This window comes from Hallella faecis (assembly GCF_018789675.1).
GTDB classification, from domain to species: Bacteria; Bacteroidota; Bacteroidia; order Bacteroidales; family Bacteroidaceae; genus Prevotella; species Prevotella faecis.
This window is the reverse complement of record NZ_JAHKBE010000001.1, coordinates 1-16,461: the sequence shown is the minus strand read 5'-3', so window position 1 is coordinate 16,461 and position 16,461 is coordinate 1. Positions and strand designations below refer to the sequence as shown.

Annotated in this window: 14 protein-coding genes; 10 read left to right on the top strand and 4 right to left on the bottom strand. The window is 53.4% G+C overall.

Translation table 11 applies throughout. The features are described from left to right. Positions 1-122: 122 nt before the first annotated feature. Positions 123-2,885 carry a glycosyl hydrolase gene (locus KM934_RS00070; protein ID WP_215758500.1) on the top strand — a complete coding sequence of 921 codons (2,763 nt, stop codon included), beginning with the start codon at positions 123-125 and terminating at the stop codon, positions 2,883-2,885. Between the two features lie 96 nt (positions 2,886-2,981). Then, the gene (locus tag KM934_RS00065; RefSeq protein WP_215758499.1) at positions 2,982-3,428 is read left to right on the top strand and encodes a PaaI family thioesterase; all 447 of its coding nucleotides are present in this window, start codon (positions 2,982-2,984) and stop codon (positions 3,426-3,428) included. Positions 3,429-3,591: 163 nt separating this feature from the next. Here KM934_RS00065 and aroB read toward each other — a convergent pair whose 3' ends face one another. Next, positions 3,592-4,653 (bottom strand): 3-dehydroquinate synthase, encoded by a 1,062-nt coding sequence (aroB, locus tag KM934_RS00060; RefSeq protein ID WP_215758498.1) that lies wholly within the window; start codon positions 4,651-4,653, stop codon positions 3,592-3,594. 371 nt (positions 4,654-5,024) lie between these two features. Between aroB and KM934_RS00055 the strand changes: the two genes are divergently transcribed. Next, positions 5,025-7,973, top strand: a complete 2,949-nt coding sequence (locus tag KM934_RS00055; protein ID WP_215758497.1) for an outer membrane beta-barrel protein — start codon at positions 5,025-5,027, stop codon at positions 7,971-7,973. Between the two features lie 222 nt (positions 7,974-8,195). Here the strand turns inward: KM934_RS00055 and KM934_RS00050 are convergent, their stop codons facing one another. From KM934_RS00050 to KM934_RS00040, 3 genes are read right to left on the bottom strand one after another with little or no spacing between them, the layout of a single operon-like run. After that, positions 8,196-8,618, bottom strand: coding sequence for an RNA-binding S4 domain-containing protein (locus KM934_RS00050; RefSeq protein ID WP_215758649.1), 423 nt, complete (start codon positions 8,616-8,618; stop codon positions 8,196-8,198). Positions 8,619-8,655: 37 nt separating this feature from the next. Then, the gene (pth, locus tag KM934_RS00045; RefSeq protein ID WP_215758496.1) at positions 8,656-9,231 is read right to left on the bottom strand and encodes an aminoacyl-tRNA hydrolase; all 576 of its coding nucleotides are present in this window, start codon (positions 9,229-9,231) and stop codon (positions 8,656-8,658) included. 35 nt (positions 9,232-9,266) lie between these two features. Further along, positions 9,267-9,878, bottom strand: coding sequence for a 50S ribosomal protein L25/general stress protein Ctc (locus KM934_RS00040; RefSeq protein ID WP_215758495.1), 612 nt, complete (start codon positions 9,876-9,878; stop codon positions 9,267-9,269). Positions 9,879-10,139: 261 nt separating this feature from the next. On the opposite strand from KM934_RS00040, the gene nusB reads away from it, so the two are divergent. The 7 genes from nusB to KM934_RS00005 all read left to right on the top strand — a co-directional run bounded on the left by nusB (position 10,140) and on the right by KM934_RS00005 (position 16,134). Beyond that, a complete protein-coding gene (nusB, locus tag KM934_RS00035) occupies positions 10,140-11,258 on the top strand; it encodes a transcription antitermination factor NusB (RefSeq protein WP_215758494.1) in 1,119 nt (372 codons plus the stop codon). A gap of 32 nt (positions 11,259-11,290) precedes the next feature. Beyond that, the gene (yajC, locus tag KM934_RS00030; RefSeq protein ID WP_215758493.1) at positions 11,291-11,614 is read left to right on the top strand and encodes a preprotein translocase subunit YajC; all 324 of its coding nucleotides are present in this window, start codon (positions 11,291-11,293) and stop codon (positions 11,612-11,614) included. Positions 11,615-11,660: 46 nt separating this feature from the next. After that, the gene (locus KM934_RS00025) at positions 11,661-12,587 is read left to right on the top strand and encodes a CdaR family protein (RefSeq protein ID WP_309437964.1); all 927 of its coding nucleotides are present in this window, start codon (positions 11,661-11,663) and stop codon (positions 12,585-12,587) included. After that, a complete protein-coding gene (gene coaE / locus KM934_RS00020) occupies positions 12,587-13,144 on the top strand; it encodes a dephospho-CoA kinase (RefSeq protein ID WP_215758647.1) in 558 nt (185 codons plus the stop codon). Before KM934_RS00025 ends, coaE begins: the two co-directional genes overlap by 1 nt. A 13-nt stretch (positions 13,145-13,157) precedes the next feature. Then, complete coding sequence (locus KM934_RS00015; RefSeq protein WP_215758491.1) at positions 13,158-13,607, top strand: DUF5606 family protein; 450 nt, start codon at positions 13,158-13,160, stop codon at positions 13,605-13,607. An 893-nt stretch (positions 13,608-14,500) separates the two neighbouring features. Further along, on the top strand, positions 14,501-14,917 hold the full coding sequence (locus KM934_RS00010) for an Hsp20/alpha crystallin family protein (protein ID WP_394369469.1): 417 nt from the start codon (positions 14,501-14,503) through the stop codon (positions 14,915-14,917). 221 nt (positions 14,918-15,138) lie between these two features. Then, positions 15,139-16,134, top strand: coding sequence for a calcium/sodium antiporter (locus KM934_RS00005; protein ID WP_215758644.1), 996 nt, complete (start codon positions 15,139-15,141; stop codon positions 16,132-16,134). Positions 16,135-16,461: the final 327 nt, after the last annotated feature.

The window sequence follows — 16,461 nt, the reverse complement described above, 5'->3', positions numbered from 1 at the left end:
TTTGCAATAATTATGCAATACATCACAGTATTGGGGATAGGAGTTTTAACTATATTTTCATTCTTATTTAAGGGGAAATGGTTATCTTTGCACGCAAATTCAGCTAACAACAAACATCACTCATGAAACGACTATCTACTTTAGCTTTGTCGCTGATGGCGGCATGCATGCCCGCATTGGCCGACAACACCACCCAGTCGGTGAGCCAAGTTACCAGTGCCGTGACGCTCGACAAGGATGTGGACTACCACGTCACATCGGCCACGCCGTTCACCACCACGGGTAGCATCAACCTCACCAACACCGACCACGCCGTCATAATTCTCGACGCCCTGAAGCCATCGCTCGCGCTCAACCAACTGGCCTTCATCACCATCAACGGTGAGCAAGCCGTAAACGGCAAGAACTGCCAGGTGAAGATCTACAACCGCGGAGCCATCATCATGCCCTACGGAGCCGACTTTAAGCCGCTCACCGTGTACACGGAGCCCAACTTCAAAGGTGAGAGCTGCAACAATTTCAACACCGGAAACTCGGGCGGATTCATGCAGACGCTCAGCAAGGACCAACTCAACAACCGCATCAAGAGCTTCCGACTGAAACGCGGATACATGGTGACCTTCGCGCTCAAAGAGGGCGGACGCGGATACAGCCGCTGCTTCGTGGCCGACAAGGCCGACATCGAGGTAAACCTGCCCGCGCTCATGCGAAACCGCATCTCTTCGTACCGATTGTTTAAGTGGAACGATGTGTCGAAGGCCGGACTGGCCAACGATACGCGCGGGGAGTCGAACGACGCGCTCAACACGCAATGGTGCTATAGCTTCGGTCTTGGCGAAAACACGGGCATAGACCGCGAGTGTGTGCCCCACCACATCTATGAGGACTGGCCCAATGCGGCAGCGTGCGGCAGCGTAAACTACGCAACCTCGTCGCCCAACATGAAGACCAACAACGAGCCGCGCAACACGGCCGACGACCGCCCGCAGACACTCGACGAGATTCTGAACAACTGGGAGTCGCTCATGCGCACCGGCCAACGCCTCTGCACACCGTCGTCGTGGGACGGAAGCTCTGGCTTCAACCAGCAATTCCTCGACTCTATCGACGCACGCGGATGGCGCTGCGACATCCTCGACATACACGCTTATTGGGCTACGGGATCGTTCTACTCGCTCAACGGACTGTACCAAAACGCACGCCGCCCCATTTGGGTTACCGAGTGGTGCTGGGGTGCCTCTTGGAACAATAACGGTGCCTTTGCCAACGGCGTGACCGAGGCGCAGAACGCCGACAACGTGATGAACATCTGCAACCTCATGAACAGCTGGGACTACGTGGAGCGTTACGCCTATTGGAACAGCGAGCACGACCCGTCGAGAATCTACAAGAACGGAGCGCTGACCGAGTGTGGCAAGCGCTACGCCGCCATGAACCCCGGACTGGGCTACAACAGCAAGGTGGCCACCTACGTGCCCAGCAACCCGCGCACATACAGCCCCTACAACCTCGAGCTGTCGTTCCGCCCCGACAAGAGCATCGCTACGCTCACATGGGGAGAGAAGAACGGTGAACTCAACGACTCAATGTGGATTGAGCGCAAGGTGGGAACCGACCGAAACGCCGTATTCGAGTACTATAAGAACGTCGACCTCACAGAGGATGCTTCAAGCTACACCTTCCGCGACACCGTCACCACATCGGGCTACTACACGTACAGAGTGGCCATCCGCACTTTCAACAACCGCCTGCTCTACACCAACGAGGTGACCAACAGCATCGACGGAACAACATCGGTGGGCAAGGATGAGCAGCACGGAGCGCTGCAGTATGGCACGGTAACGACGGGTTCGTCGAAGGAGGGATACCTCTATTTCGACAACACCTTCGATGAGCAGCCTGCCATTGTGTTTGGTAGCCTCAGCAATCGCACGAGCAGCATGATGCCTATGGAGCGTGTGTCGAACGTGTACACCACAAAGACGGCCACGGACGAGCGCGTGTATTCGTTCTTCCGCTACAGCGTCTACCCCTTCAACCAGACGAAGAGCACAAGCATGAAGACCGACTTCTACAACGACTATACCGACTACACCTCTTATATAGTGGCCAAGGTTGGAACGGGAAAGATTGGCAACCTTAGCTATGAGGCTGGCATATCGAACAACTGCTCGGCCGACGACACGGTGAGCGTGGCCTTCACCGAGGCCTTCGCCGAAGCTCCCGTGGTGCTCGCAACGCCCATCATGGCCATCTCATCCACTGAGCGATACCCGGTGTTGCCGCGTGTGTTCGACGTAACAGCCAAAGGTTGCAAGGTGGTGTTGCAGCGTCAGCAGGCGCTCATCGACAAGAAAGAGCTCAGGCGCACGCTGAAATTCTCATACGTGGCCATCGAGAAGGGCCAGACAAACGATGGGAATGGCAAGCTCATCACCGTGAAAGACACCACCATGAGCTTCAACTCGAAGGTTACGCTGAAGGATGTGTCGTTTGGCGAGAAGCTTGAGGAGGCCACCTTCCTCGTGCAGATGCAAACGCTCAACACTCCGGCACTTGCCGTGCTCCGCACACGTCCAGTAAGCCTCTACCAAGACGCCGACTCGGTGGGTACACGCGTACGCTTGCAGATCGACGACACCAGCAAGGCCAAAGCGCCCACAAACAAAGCTCCCTGGGAGGAGCGCATCGGATGGGTTGCCATCAGCAAAGACAGCAAGTTTGTTACGGCCATCAAGGGCGTTACCGACAACAAGGACTACGACACACGGCGCGTGGTTTACACCATCAACGGTGTGATGACCGGAAAAGACCTCAACCAACTGCCGGCTGGCATCTACATCGTCAAGGAGAACGGGGTGACACGCAAGGTAATGAAGAAGTAAGGAAACTTTCACAACTCCCAAATAGCAAAGGCTTGACCACGTGTCGAGCCTTTGCCTTTTAACCCAAAACGTTTGCCTATTCATTCTATCACGGACATGAACATCGAGAAACAGAAAGAAATCATCAAGCGACAAGACGGACTGTCGAACACGCTCGGCATGGAATTCATATCAACCCCCGAGCCCGATACGCTCATCGGACGCATGAAAGTGGACAAGCTCAACCGACAGGTGTTTGGCTTTCTATCGGGCGGAGCATCGCTGGCGCTGGCCGAGAATGTAGCCGGCGTGGCCTCCATGGCCCTCTGTCCGGAGCGCATCAGCGTGGGAATCAATGTCAGCGGAAGCCACGTGAGGGCTGTCAGGGAAGGCGATGTGGTGACGGCTTACGCCAAACTGAAGCACAAGGGGCGAACCATCCATGAGTGGCAGGTGGACATCAAGAACGGAAAGGACGAGTTGGTGTCGACCGTGCATGTAACCAACTATGTGGTGCAGGCATCGCAAAAGCAAGGGCTCGAGAAGGGGCTGATGAACGACTAATCGCTCACCGTCAGCAAAAAAGCATGGGGCAACAAACGAAAAAGCATGGCCGCACATAGTATGCTGCCATGCTTTTTCGTATGTAAAAAGGCGGCATCGGCCTACATTCGGAAGGCCAATGGGCGCAATGGTTCCAATAATGGCTTGGAATGGAGGCGAAAACTTATCCCTCGCGGAAGAAATCGAGGGCTTCGCGAATCTCCTCGTCGGTGGCTGTTTGGTTGATCAGCACATCGCCAATGGCGTCGAGCAAGGTGAAATTGATGACACCCGACATGTTCTTCTTGTCGTGGCGCATCAGCGCAATGAGCTCGTCGTAGTCGTCGCAACTGATGTTGAACGACCCGTAATTGTCGCGGATGAAACGCACCGTCTGCCGCATCTGCTCCGAGGGGAAGCCTGTCTTGACCACCGAAAGGAACAGCTCGCAAATCAAGCCATAGGCCACCGCGTAGCCGTGGAGGATGGGGGCCTCTCCCTCAGCGTGGTGCTTCAGGGAGAAACTCTCGAAGGCGTGGCCAAACGTGTGGCCATAGTTGAGGGCCTTGCGAAGGCCTTTCTCGTTCGGATCGCGACTCACGACCTTCTCCTTGACCTTCACCGAGGCGGCCACCAAGGCCTGCAACTGGTCGTAATCGGGGTTCGACAGGTCAAACTGCAGCAAGTCGGCCCAGGTCTTCTCGTTAGAGATCAAACCGTGTTTCAGCATCTCAGCATAGCCCGAACGCAGGTTCTTGTCGTCGAGCGTGCGAAGGAAACGGGTGTCGAGAAGCACAAACTTAGAGTCGTTGAACACACCCACCTCATTCTTCAGGCCGTTGAAATTGATGCCGGTCTTGCCTCCCACCGACGCGTCGACCATCGACAGCAGGGTCGTGGGAATATTGATGAAGTCGATGCCACGCTTGAACGTCGACGCAGCAAAGCCTCCCAGGTCGGTCACCATGCCACCACCCAGGTTGATCAAGCAACTGTGGCGATCGGCACCGCCATCGTCAAGACCCTGCCAAACATGAGCCAACGACTCCAAATTCTTATGCACATCCGTAGAGCCAATGGTGATAACCTTCGCTCCTTTCAGGCAAAAGAAGTTATTCACAAGGGGAAGACACTGCTCGTGTGTAACCTCATCGGTAAGCACAAAAAGGCGATCGTGCTCACACTCGGAGATGGCAATGGCCAACTCCGTTTCCAAATTCCGGGATATAATGACTCTCTGCTCCATACGCATACTATGTGTTACTCCAATAAATTATGTTTTAGGCTCCCACAATGATGATCATCTGCTTCTGTTAACATTGTGTTCTGCTCCCACAAATATAATGATAATAACATAGGAATGACATCATTAAGCCCCACAAATTAAGACTTTTTAAGCCACCGAACCACCATTTTGCGCACATCAACCAAGTAGTGTGCAAACAATTTGTGGCCCTTGAGAAAAAATATTTGGTGTCGGTTTTAAACTTATTCTTCTTCTTTACGTCTACTTAAATAGAACAAAGACCAACAGGGTTTGGAACTGAAACCAACAACATTTTAAACGAATACTAACAAAGATAGCCGCAAACGCTATCACCACAAATAAAAAATGATATGAGAAAAGGTTTCCTCTTAGCCGTGCTATTGCTCGTTACGACAATGGCGTTTGCCCAAAAAAGAGAGATTTCGGGATTCTTGGTCGACAGCGAGTCGAAAGAACCCCTCGCATTTGCCACCGTGAAACTGCTCAAGATGGACTCCACGTTTGTAGAAGGTGCCTTGTCGAACGACAGCGGTAAGTTTGTCATTCAGGCGCCAGCCAATGAGAAATACTTGCTCAAGGTGACAAGCGTAGGCTATCTTTCCACCATCAAACGCATACAGATGCAAGACGACCACAACCTCAACATGGGGCGCTTGCAGGTGGAGGCCAATGCCACCACGCTCAAGGAGGCATTGGTGAAGGCGCAGGCCCTGAAAGTAACCGTGAAGGAAGACACCTTCATCTATAATAGCGCGGCTTACCGCACGCCCGAAGGTTCGACCATCGAGGAACTCGTAAAACGACTGCCGGGAGCCAAAGTCGACGACGACGGAAAGATCACCATCAACGGCAAGGAGGTGAAAAAAATATTGGTGGACGGTAAGGAATTTATGACGGGCGACACAAAGACGGCCATGAAGAACATTCCTACATCCATCATCAGCAAGGTGAAAGCCTACGACCAGAAGAGCGACCTGGCACGTGTCACAGGCATTGACGACGGAGACGAGCAGACGGTGCTCGACTTCGGAACGAAGCCGGGAAGCAACAAGGGACTCATTTCGAACGTCGACGTGGGCGTGGGAACAAAGGACCGATACGCCGCACGACTCTTCGGAGGATACTTTAAGAGCGACTTGCGCGTGTTTGGAATGGGAAATGCCAACAACGTCAACGACATGGGGTTTGGCGGACGAGGCGGTGGCTTCGGACGAGGACGAAGCGGACTCAACGCCTCGAAGATGCTGGGAGCCAACTTCAACTATGAGAAGAAAGACACGCTCAAGCTCAGCGGAAGCGTAAGATGGAACCACAGCGACGGAGATGCCTACAGTAAGACGGCGTCGGAAAACTTCGTAAGCACCGTGGGATCGTTCTCTAACAGCATCAACCAGAGCTATTCGAGAAGCAATAGTTGGAACGCACAGTTCCGCGTGGAATGGACTCCTGACAGCATGACCAACATCATGTTCCGACCAACCATGAGCTATAGCACAAGCGATGGTCTGTCGGCAAGCCGATCGGCATCGTTCAACGACGACCCATACAACTATGTCGTCGATCCGCTTGACGAGGCCTCGCTCAAAGACATGAGCGCCGACAGCCTCGTGGTGAACTCCAACCAACGCTCGTCAATGAGCTATAGCAAGAACAAGAGCTTCGGAGGAATGCTGCAGTTCAACCGCCGACTCAACAGCAAAGGCCGCAACATGACCCTGAGAGCAGACGCCAACTACAGCGACTCGCATTCCAACAGTCTGTCGATGAACAACGTGCATCTCTACCAACTGAAGGACATCTACGGAAACGACTCCACCTATCAGACCAATCGTTACACGCTCACGCCCAGCAAAAACTGGAACTACACCCTGCAAGCCACCTATAGCGAACCGTTGTGGAAGGGCGCATTCCTGCAGCTGCGCTACCGTTTCAACTACAGCTACAGCAAGAGCGACCGAAACACATACGACTTCTCAAACCTCGGAGAGGACTTTTTCGACGGACTGTTGGCGGGCTACCGCCTTTGGGACAACTACCTGAACCGACTCGACAAGCCCTACACCGACTACCTCGACACCGACCTGAGCCGATTCTCGGAGTACAAGAACTATACGCATAGCATCGAACTGATGCTCCGAATGATACAAACCAAGTGGCAATTGAACGCAGGTGTGCTGGCCCAACCGCAGAAATCGCATTACGTGCAAGACTATCTGGGCGTAAGCGCCGACACCACACGCAGCGTGTTCAACATCTCGCCGACCTTCGATTTCCGCTATCGCTTCAACAAAGTGAGCAACCTTCGATTCAACTATCGCGCCTCAACATCGCAGCCAAGCATCTCCGACATGCTCGATATCTACGACGACTCTGATCCGCTCAACATCTCTACGGGTAACCCCGGACTGAAACCGTCGTTCACGCAGCGTATGTCGCTCTATTATAACAGCTATTTCCAAAAAACGAAACAGTCGGTTATGGCCAACGTGGGATTCTCTACCACCAACAATTCCATCAGCCGCCGCATCACCTACAACGAGCAGACGGGTGGACGCATCACACGTCCTGAAAACATAAACGGCAACTGGAACATCAACTCAGCATTGATGTTCAACACGCCGCTCGACTCTGCCGGCAACTGGAACGTGAACACCTTCACCGACTTTAGCTTCAGCAATCAAGTGGGGTATGTATCGCTCCGCCGCGACCAAAGCTCGCAGAAGAACACCACAAAGGACATGAACCTCAACGAGCGACTGTCGGCCAGCTATCGCAACGACTGGCTCGAGGTGGAGTTCGATGGCTCGCTGGGCTATCGCCACGCACGCAACGAACTACAAGCTACGGCAAACCTCGACACGTGGCAGTTCGCATACGGACTCAACTTCAACATCAGGGCACCGTGGGGTACGACCATCGCCACCGACCTTCACATGAACAGCCGACGCGGTTATAGCGACGCGTCGCTCAACACCAATGAGTTCGTGTGGAATGCGCAGATCTCCCAGAGCTTCCTCAAAGGCAAACCGCTCACCATCATGCTCCAGTTCTACGACATTCTGCACAACCAAAGCAACTTCTCACGTTCGCTCAGCGCAAGCCAAAGAACCGATACTGAGTATAATTCCATCAACAGCTACGCCATGCTGCACGTCAACTATCGCCTCAATCTCTTCGGTGGAAAGGAAGCCCGCCAAGGCATGAGAGGTCCCGGTGATGGTCCTGGCCGTGACCGACCTGGAAGAGGCGGATTCCGTCCCGGCCCGCCTCCCGGAGGCGGATTCGGCGGACCGAGATAATTCAAACGCCAATTGCCCAAGCCAAAAGCATCCATCCAAGACGCGCCAAGGCAAGTATGCAAGAGCCGTAAAAGCCAAAGCGAGACTCGCAAACATCATAAACATCACTTCATAAAACCCAAAAGTGCCGGCATGGTTCATACCACGTCGGCACTTTTCAGTATTTATTCGTCAACATCAGACGCTCGTTGCCCTAACAATCGCGCCTTGTTGAATTATCCATTACTCGTCATCGTCCCAATCTTCGTCGTCATCGAAGCCAAACATGGCGGGCTCCACAAACGCGTCGATGGCCCTTCGCTCTTTCTTGGTGGGTCGTCCGGTACCACGTGCACGGTCGACAAACCCACTGATTCGGCTCATCTCGAGCAACTCGTACTGCTTTGGGTCGGTGACATTCTCGTAGACTTGCGGTACCAGTTTGGCTCCCACACGCTGCTCGATGCAGGCCAACACCTTAAAAGAATAGGTGATGGGCGGCTTCTTCACGCTTACCACGTCGCCCGCTTTGATCAGGTGACTGGGTTTCACGTTGCTTCCCGCGATGGTGACGCGACTGTTCTTGATGGCGTCGGCGGCCACCGATCGCGTCTTGAAGATGCGCACGGCCCACAACCATTTGTCGATACGTGCGCTTTCGCTCACTTTAGGGAGTCGTTCCTGTTTCATCACTTTCGGTTGTTTATTTTCTCTTTCCCAGCTTGTTAAACTGGTTCATGGTGTTGCCGATGCCCTGCAACACAAAACTCTTGATGATCTCCACCGACATGTCGATGGCAGGTTGCAAGAGCTTCATGTCCTCGTCTGAGTAATGTCCGAGCACCCAATCGACCTGTCCGCCACGCGGAAAGTCGTTGCCGATGCCCAGTCGGAGCCTCGCGTAATCTTGTCCGATGAGCTGAATGATGTGCCCCAAGCCGTTATGTCCGCCATTGCTTCCACTGGCCTTCAGTCGAAATTCGCCCAACGGCAACGCCACATCGTCGCTGACGACCAAGAGCCGTTGCTGGTCGATATTCTCCTTATTGAGCCAATAGCGCACCGCGTTTCCGCTGAGGTTCATGAAGGTCGTCGGCTTCAGAAGGAACACTTTCCGTCCCTTGATCGACGTCTCGGCCACATAACCATAACGCTTGTCCTCAAAACAAATATTGGACGCCTTTGCGAAAGCGTCCAATACCATAAATCCTGTATTGTGGCGGGTTCCGGCGTACTCGTCGCCAGGGTTTCCCAACCCACAAATTAAGTATTTGTCCATCTAAAGAAAAACAGAGTTCTGTCTTATCTTAAATATTACTCGGCGGCGTCGTCGGCAGCGGCAGCAGCGGCGGCAGCAGCCATAGCGTTACGTGTCATCTTGATAGAGCAGACAACAACGTCCTTGCTTGTAGCGAGCTCCAGGCCCTCGAATGAGAGCTCACCCACCTTGATGCTCTTACCGATGCGCAGAGCGGTAACGTCAACGTCGAGGTGCTCAGGAATCTGCTGATAAGGAGCGGTAACATCTATCTTGCGGATAGAGAGGTTCAGACGGCCACCGTCACGAACACCCTGGGCCAGACCGTTGAGCTTAACGGGAATACCGATGGTGATGGGCTTCTGATCGTTCACCTCATAGAAGTCAACGTGCAGAGGAGCGTCTGTCACGGGGTGGAACTGGATCTCCTTCATGATAGCTGTGTGCTTCTCGCCCTCGATGTCGAGGCAGATCACATAGATGTGAGGAGTATAGATGAGCTTGCGGAGCTCTGTGAAAGCGATGGTGAAGGCCAGAGCCTCGGGCTTGCCATCAACTTTCTTCTCACCATAAAGGTTACAAGGAACATAGCCTTCCTTACGGAGGGCCTTAGAAGCTTTCTTACCAAGGTCAACGCGCTTCTTACCTGTTACACTAATCTCTTTCATAATTGTGTTACTCTAAATTAAATTGTGAATTAATTCGCCATCACACTGGACTGTAAAAGACCTGCGCTTATGCTGCGATATGCGGCCCGCGCCCGCCTTTGCCAATCTGAAAAGCGGTGCAAAGTTACTACTTTTTATTTTAATGTGCAAAGTTTCTCTAAAAAAACAAAGTTTTATGTATCTCACGCTTGCATATATATAGTTTTTTAAGTACTTTTGCATCAATAAGTGTAATTTAGAAGAACGTAAAGGGTAAGAGCAATGATCAATCGTGAACTCATTCGCATTAAGATAGTCCAGTTAACCTACGCATACTATCAAAACGGAAATAGAAATATGGACAACGCCGAGAAGGAGCTGTTGTTCAGTTTGTCAAAGGCTTACGATCTTTATAACTTCCTTCTCGAACTGATTGTGGCCGTCACGCGCGAGGAGCGCCATCGCTATGATGTGATGAACCAGCGCGCAGAGCGCGAGGGTGCGGAGCCGCCATCTAATAAGTTCGTCAACAACCAATTTGCCACACAACTCGAAGAGAACAACATGCTCAACGAATTCATCGAGGTGAAGAAATTGACATGGAAGAACGACATCGAGTTTGTGCGCAAGCTTTGCAATCAGATTGAGCAAAGCCAGGTATACCAAGACTACATGGCCGACGCCGACGACTCATACGAGGCCGACCGCGAGGTGTGGCGCAAGCTTTACAAGCAGCTTGTGCAAGACAACCCCGACATCGACACGCTCCTTGAGGAGAAGAGCCTCTACTGGAACGACGACAAGGAGGTTATCGACACCTTCGTGCTGAAGACCATCAAGCGCTTCGACCCGGCAAGGGGCTGCAAGCAGGAGCTGTTGCCCGAGTATAAGGACGAGGAGGACAAGGAGTTTGCTCGCAAGCTTTTCAGGGCCACCATCCTCAACGCCGACACCTACCAGCACTACATGAGCGACGCCTCTCGCAACTGGGACTTCGCGCGCCTGGCCTACATGGACGTGGTGATCATGCAGATTGCCATCGCCGAGATGCTCACCTTCCCCGGCATTCCCGCACAGGTCACCATCAACGAGTTTGTGGAACTGGCCAAGCTCTACAGCACCCCGCGCAGCAGCAGCTACGTCAACGGCATGCTCGACTCCATCGCCCGCTACCTTATTTCTACGGGCAAGATGATGAAGGAGATGCCCGAGCCGCGCAACCGCCAGCAGGACCGTCAGGCCAACGGCGACGGCGCTTCCACCGGCCGCGTGCGCTTTGTGCATCGCCCGAAGACCAACGAGGAGCCGAAGGCACCCGAGGCTGCCGGCACTGACAGCGCAACAACCGACCCCGCTGACGCCAATGAGGCCCACAACGCCAACGGCGCAGCACAAGACTAAAGCATAATAATTAAAAAAGAAGTAAATAAACAATGAGTACACTGGTATTGGCTGCACAGGCAGCACAACAAGGCGGTGGCATGGGTGGCATGCTCATCATGATGGTTGCCATCTTCGCCATCATGTGGTTTTTCATGATTCGCCCCCAGCAAAAGCGCCAAAAGAAGATTCGCGAGTTCCAAAACGCCTTGCAAAAAGGCACTAAGGTCGTGCTCGGTGGTGGCATCTACGGCACCGTGAAGACCATCGACCCGGCCAAGAACACGGTCGAAGTGGAAGTGGCACATAATGTTGTCCTCACCGTGGACAAGGGTTACGTCTTCGCCGACGTCGCCCAGCAGCAACCCAATGCATAAGCTGCAGCGAACATTTCAAGTGGTCAGGAGCTCCCTGTTCAGTTGGATGAACAAGGAGTTTCTGATTTTTCTGTTCTTTCTCGTGCTGAGTGGCATCTTCTGGCTGATGATGACGCTCAATGAGACCTATGAGAAAGAGCTGCCAGTGGCCGTGCGCCTCACCGGCGCCCCTGGCAACGTGGTCATGACATCGGAGATGAGCGACACCGTGCGTGTCACCGTGCGCGACAAGGGCTTCATGATCCTCTCCTACATGTCGAGCAACAAGCTCAAGCCTATCACCCTCAATTTCAACGCCTACGCAAACAAGCAGAGCGGACACGGACAAGTACCCTTGTCGGATGTGCAGCGGCTTGTGAGGCAGCAATTGTTCTCGTCGTCGACCATCACGTCGATCAAGGCCGACGCGCTCACTTTCAACTTCAACTATGGCGAGCGCAAAACCGTTGGCGTAAAGCTCATCGGCAACATCGTACCGACGAGAAACTATTACCTCTCCCACGTGCAACTCACGCCAGAGAAGGTAACCATCTTCGCCTCAAGGAGCAAGCTCGATAGCATCAAGGAGGTGCAGACGGAATACGTGAACATCACCAACTTCGACGACACCGTGCGCCAAATGGTGAGAATCAAAAAGATACCGGGAGTCAAGGTGGTGCCCGAGAAGGTGAAGATGACCCTCTTGGTCGACATCCTCACCGAGGAGAGCATTAACGTGCCCATCACCACCATCAACAAGCCCGGCGACCTCACCATCCGCACCTTCCCCAACCACGTGAAGGTAACGTTCTCGGTGGGTTCCCGACTGTTCCGCCGCGTCAAGGCGTCCGATTTCCAAGTGGTCATCGATTACAACGAGGTGGCAGCCCATCCTTCCGACAAGTGCAAGCTCCACCTACGCGCCAAGCCGTCGATAGTAAGCAATGCGCGACTGGATATGACGCAAGTGGATTATCTCATCGAGCAACAATGATACGCACAGCCATCACCGGAGGCATAGGCAGCGGCAAGAGCCACGTATGCCGATTGTTGGCCCAGCGCGGCATCAGGGTTTACGACTGCGACGCGGCCGCCAAGCGACTCATGCGCGACGACGCACAGCTCCGTCAGCAGCTCACCGAGCTCGTAGGTCCGCGCGTATATATAAATAAGGTATTGCAGAAGCTGGTGCTCGCCCAATTCCTATTGGCATCCGAGGCCAACAAGCAGGCGGTGAACGCCGTGGTGCACCCCGCCGTGGCGCGCGACTTCCTTGAAAGCGACTACCCTTGGCTGGAAAGCGCCATCCTTTTCGAAAGCGGGTTCGACCAGCGCATACGCTTCAACCGCATCGTCTGCGTCACGGCCCCCACCGAAGTGCGCGTGGAGCGCATCATGAAACGCGATAACATCAGTAGGGAGAAAGCCCTCGAATGGATAGGTTGCCAAATGTCGCAAGACGAGATGGTACGCCGATCCAACTTCGTGATCAACAACGATGGGCTCACAGACCTTGACGATCAAATAGAACTATTACTCAATCACAAATAACAGACAATAAACAATGGAAACAATTCTTTCAATCGCCGGCAAGCCAGGCCTCTACAAGCTGGTTAGCCGCGGTAAAGCAACCCTGATAGTGGAGACCATCGACGAGAAGCATCTCCGCATGCCTGCCTTCGCCACCGACCGCGTGACGAGCCTTGGCGACATTGCCATGTACACCGACGCAGACGACATCGCCCTTTGGGAGGTGCTCACCAAGGTGGGCGAGAAGGAAGGTCTAAAGGAGGCTTCGCTCAACTATAAGAAGTGCTCAAGCAAGGAGTTGCGCGATTACTTCGCTGAGGTGCTGCCCAACTTCGACCAAGACCGTGTGCACGACAGCGATATCAAGAAGTTGCTGCAGTGGTACAACATCCTCGTGAAGAACGGTTACACCGACTTCAAGGCCGTGCTCGCTCCCACAGAGGGCGACAATGTGGACGACCGCCAAGAGCAGGAAAACGCATAAGGCCCACAAGCCTCAACCCACTACAAGGCTGCTTTCCCCCAACGGGAAGGCAGCCTTTTTTAGTTTCCACCAGCCACGTCGGGTAGAAAATCATATAAGAAACAAGAGCTGAAAACAACCAACAAACTATAGTCAAAACTACATTGTTTTTTCCTTCGAGCCAATCTTTGGGCGCAAATACGCGATTCTCACGCGTTTTTGCATTGTTTTTGTAACACTCTGAAAGCCAACTCCTTACAGCCACAAGGGACCGTCCAACCTACCACCTTCGACCGCCAACGTTACGAAAGATGTCTAATCGAGTTGCGAAAGATGCCTTTTCGAGACTCGAAACATGGCTAATCGAGCTGCGAAAGACCATCTTTCGCAGCTCGATTAGGCACCTTTCGCAACGGCTGCTCTCAGACGAGCCATCACCACAACTACCTAACGATACCCTCGGCAGCCATTTTACGCCCAACTCACCCATAAAAACCACAACCCCGTTCTCTATTTCGACAGAAATAGGCGACAAACTTTTTAGCCAAAAACGCTGACAATTCCTACTGTTGCGACGCCTATGCAAGATCCTAATGTGGCAATCGGAAAAGCATTGGCAGGCAATCGGAAACGAACCAACAAGCAGAAAGCGACGCACCAGCAGACAGATGTCAGCACACAAATAGAACATTTCGGCGAGACGGAAGGATAGGAATCGACGAAAGAATGTTGTGAATATTCACACCCCTCACACCATCCCGAAACCCCTTCAACTCACCATGGGAAGAACCTCCAGCCACGACAGATTGTCGCACATGAACGCCAGAATGGCAGAAAACCACAAACGGCACAATCGTTGCAGTAAGGTGAGTGTAATCGAAAACAAATAAAATAAACAAATAACATAGGAGAATATGATTATGTATACACGCAACAACTGGCTTCCCGAAGTCTTCAACGACTTCCTTAACACCGAACACATGCCTCGCACCAACGCCACCGCTCCGGCCATCAACGTGCTTGAGGACAACGACAAGTACACGGTGGAGCTTGCCGCGCCAGGCATGAACAAGGACGATTTCGACGTGAACATCAATCAGGACGGCGACCTCACCATCAAGATGGAGAAGCACCAAGGCGAGGATGCTCCCAAGGGCCACTATCTCCGTCGCGAGTTTGCCTATTCCAAATACGAGCAGACGCTCATCCTTCCCGACGACGTGAATAAACAAGACATCTCGGCTCGTGTGGCCGACGGTGTGCTCACCATCACCCTGCCCAAGATCAAGGTGGAGGAGAACAAGGTGGCTCGTAGCATCGAGATTGGCTAACGCTTTGGCGCACAACCGTTTCGAAGCCGCATAGAAGAAAGATGAATAAGAGTAGTTTGATAGATTTATAATTGTGTGATTGTTAGTTTTGAGCCTCGGATATTCGTATATCCGAGGCTTTTTGCTACCTTTGCAAGCGATAGGCGGCCCACGGCCATCAAGAAGCAAACCTTCTGGCCGCTCGCCGTCCCTATCGTTACAACCAAACAAACACAGTAATGATGAACAACCTTACATTGTTGGCCCTCGTTCCTTCGAACGTATGGCTGCAGGCGTTGCTGCTTGTGGCCGGTGTGGCAGTAGTATTATGGGGCGCCGACAGGCTCACCGACGGTTCTGTGGCATTGGCCGAACGCATGGGCATCCCCCAGATTGTGATTGGCCTCACCGTAGTGGCCATGGGCACATCGATGCCCGAGTTTTTCGTGAGCCTGATGTCGGCCATCAACGGCACCCCCGACCTGGCCGTAGGCAATGTGGTGGGAAGCAATATTTTCAACACATTGCTCATCGTAGGCGTAGCGGCCATGGTGGCTCCCATCACCATTCTCCACACCACGGTTCGCAAAGACATACCATTCGCCATGGTGGCCTCCACCCTACTGCTGATGATGTGCTTAGACAGCGAAATCGGCCGTATCGACGCATTGGTGCTGTTCGTTTTATTCATCGTTTTCATGGTATTCACCGTTCGCGGCGCGCACCAGCCGAAGCCCACCGACGACGCTCCAGCCAACGCCGAAGCCGAAGCGAAACCCGCCATGAGTCCGTTGAAGGCCTGCCTGCTCATGCTGTTGGGCCTCGTCTGCCTGGTGTTGGGCAGCAACGTGTTTGTGGGCAACGCTTCAGCCATCGCCCATAGCCTGGGCGTGAGCGACGCCGTGATCGGCCTCACCATCGTGGCCGGTGGCACCTCACTGCCCGAGTTGGCCACGAGCACCGTGGCAGCCTATCGTGGCAACAGCGGCATAGCCATTGGCAACGTGCTGGGCAGCAACGTGTTTAATATCCTCATGATTCTCGGCATCACGGGCCTCATCTCGCCCATGGCCATCCAGGGCATCACCACCGTCGACCTCACCATGATGGTTGTGTCGATCATGATGCTGTGGCTCTTCTCGTTCACCAAGTACCGCGTGGAGCGATGGGAGGGCGCCGCGCTCGCCATCGTGTTCATAGGCTACATGGCGCATCTCATCAGCGCAGCCGTGGCATAAGGCGTGCAAGTGCGGAGAACCCCACTTGCGACGCCAATAACAACAACATAGGCGAGTTCCATCTCATCCAGGCGCACATCTCCCATCAGCACAGCGCAGATGCGCCAGCCATGAGGTGGAACCGTTCGGCGTTATGCTGTTCCGATGATGGAGACTGCTCTGAGAAGGGAAGGGTAAGAAAAAAGAAAGCATCATCGTTGCCATACTGAGCCTACCGAGGGTGTTAAACCCAAATCGGTCATTAGACCGAAACAGGCGAATGGTTAGGATCCTATGGATTCTTTTCAACTCTTGTCAGCGTTTCTTTCGGCATCTTGCTTCCAGTCG

Bases quoted from the DNA above. Each gene is read 5' to 3' on its own strand.
- KM934_RS00070 (WP_215758500.1), top strand. From the start codon at position 123: ATGAAACGACTATCTACTTTAGCTTTGTCGCTGATGGCGGCATGCATG.
- KM934_RS00010 (WP_394369469.1), top strand. From the start codon at position 14,501: ATGATTATGTATACACGCAACAACTGGCTTCCCGAAGTCTTCAACGAC.
- KM934_RS00015 (WP_215758491.1), top strand. From the start codon at position 13,158: ATGGAAACAATTCTTTCAATCGCCGGCAAGCCAGGCCTCTACAAGCTG.
- yajC (WP_215758493.1), top strand. From the start codon at position 11,291: ATGAGTACACTGGTATTGGCTGCACAGGCAGCACAACAAGGCGGTGGC.
- KM934_RS00040 (WP_215758495.1), bottom strand. From the start codon at position 9,878: ATGAAAGAGATTAGTGTAACAGGTAAGAAGCGCGTTGACCTTGGTAAG.
- KM934_RS00065 (WP_215758499.1), top strand. From the start codon at position 2,982: ATGAACATCGAGAAACAGAAAGAAATCATCAAGCGACAAGACGGACTG.
- KM934_RS00025 (WP_309437964.1), top strand. From the start codon at position 11,661: ATGAACAAGGAGTTTCTGATTTTTCTGTTCTTTCTCGTGCTGAGTGGC.
- aroB (WP_215758498.1), bottom strand. From the start codon at position 4,653: ATGGAGCAGAGAGTCATTATATCCCGGAATTTGGAAACGGAGTTGGCC.
- nusB (WP_215758494.1), top strand. From the start codon at position 10,140: ATGATCAATCGTGAACTCATTCGCATTAAGATAGTCCAGTTAACCTAC.
- pth (WP_215758496.1), bottom strand. From the start codon at position 9,231: ATGGACAAATACTTAATTTGTGGGTTGGGAAACCCTGGCGACGAGTAC.
- KM934_RS00005 (WP_215758644.1), top strand. From the start codon at position 15,139: ATGAACAACCTTACATTGTTGGCCCTCGTTCCTTCGAACGTATGGCTG.
- KM934_RS00055 (WP_215758497.1), top strand. From the start codon at position 5,025: ATGAGAAAAGGTTTCCTCTTAGCCGTGCTATTGCTCGTTACGACAATG.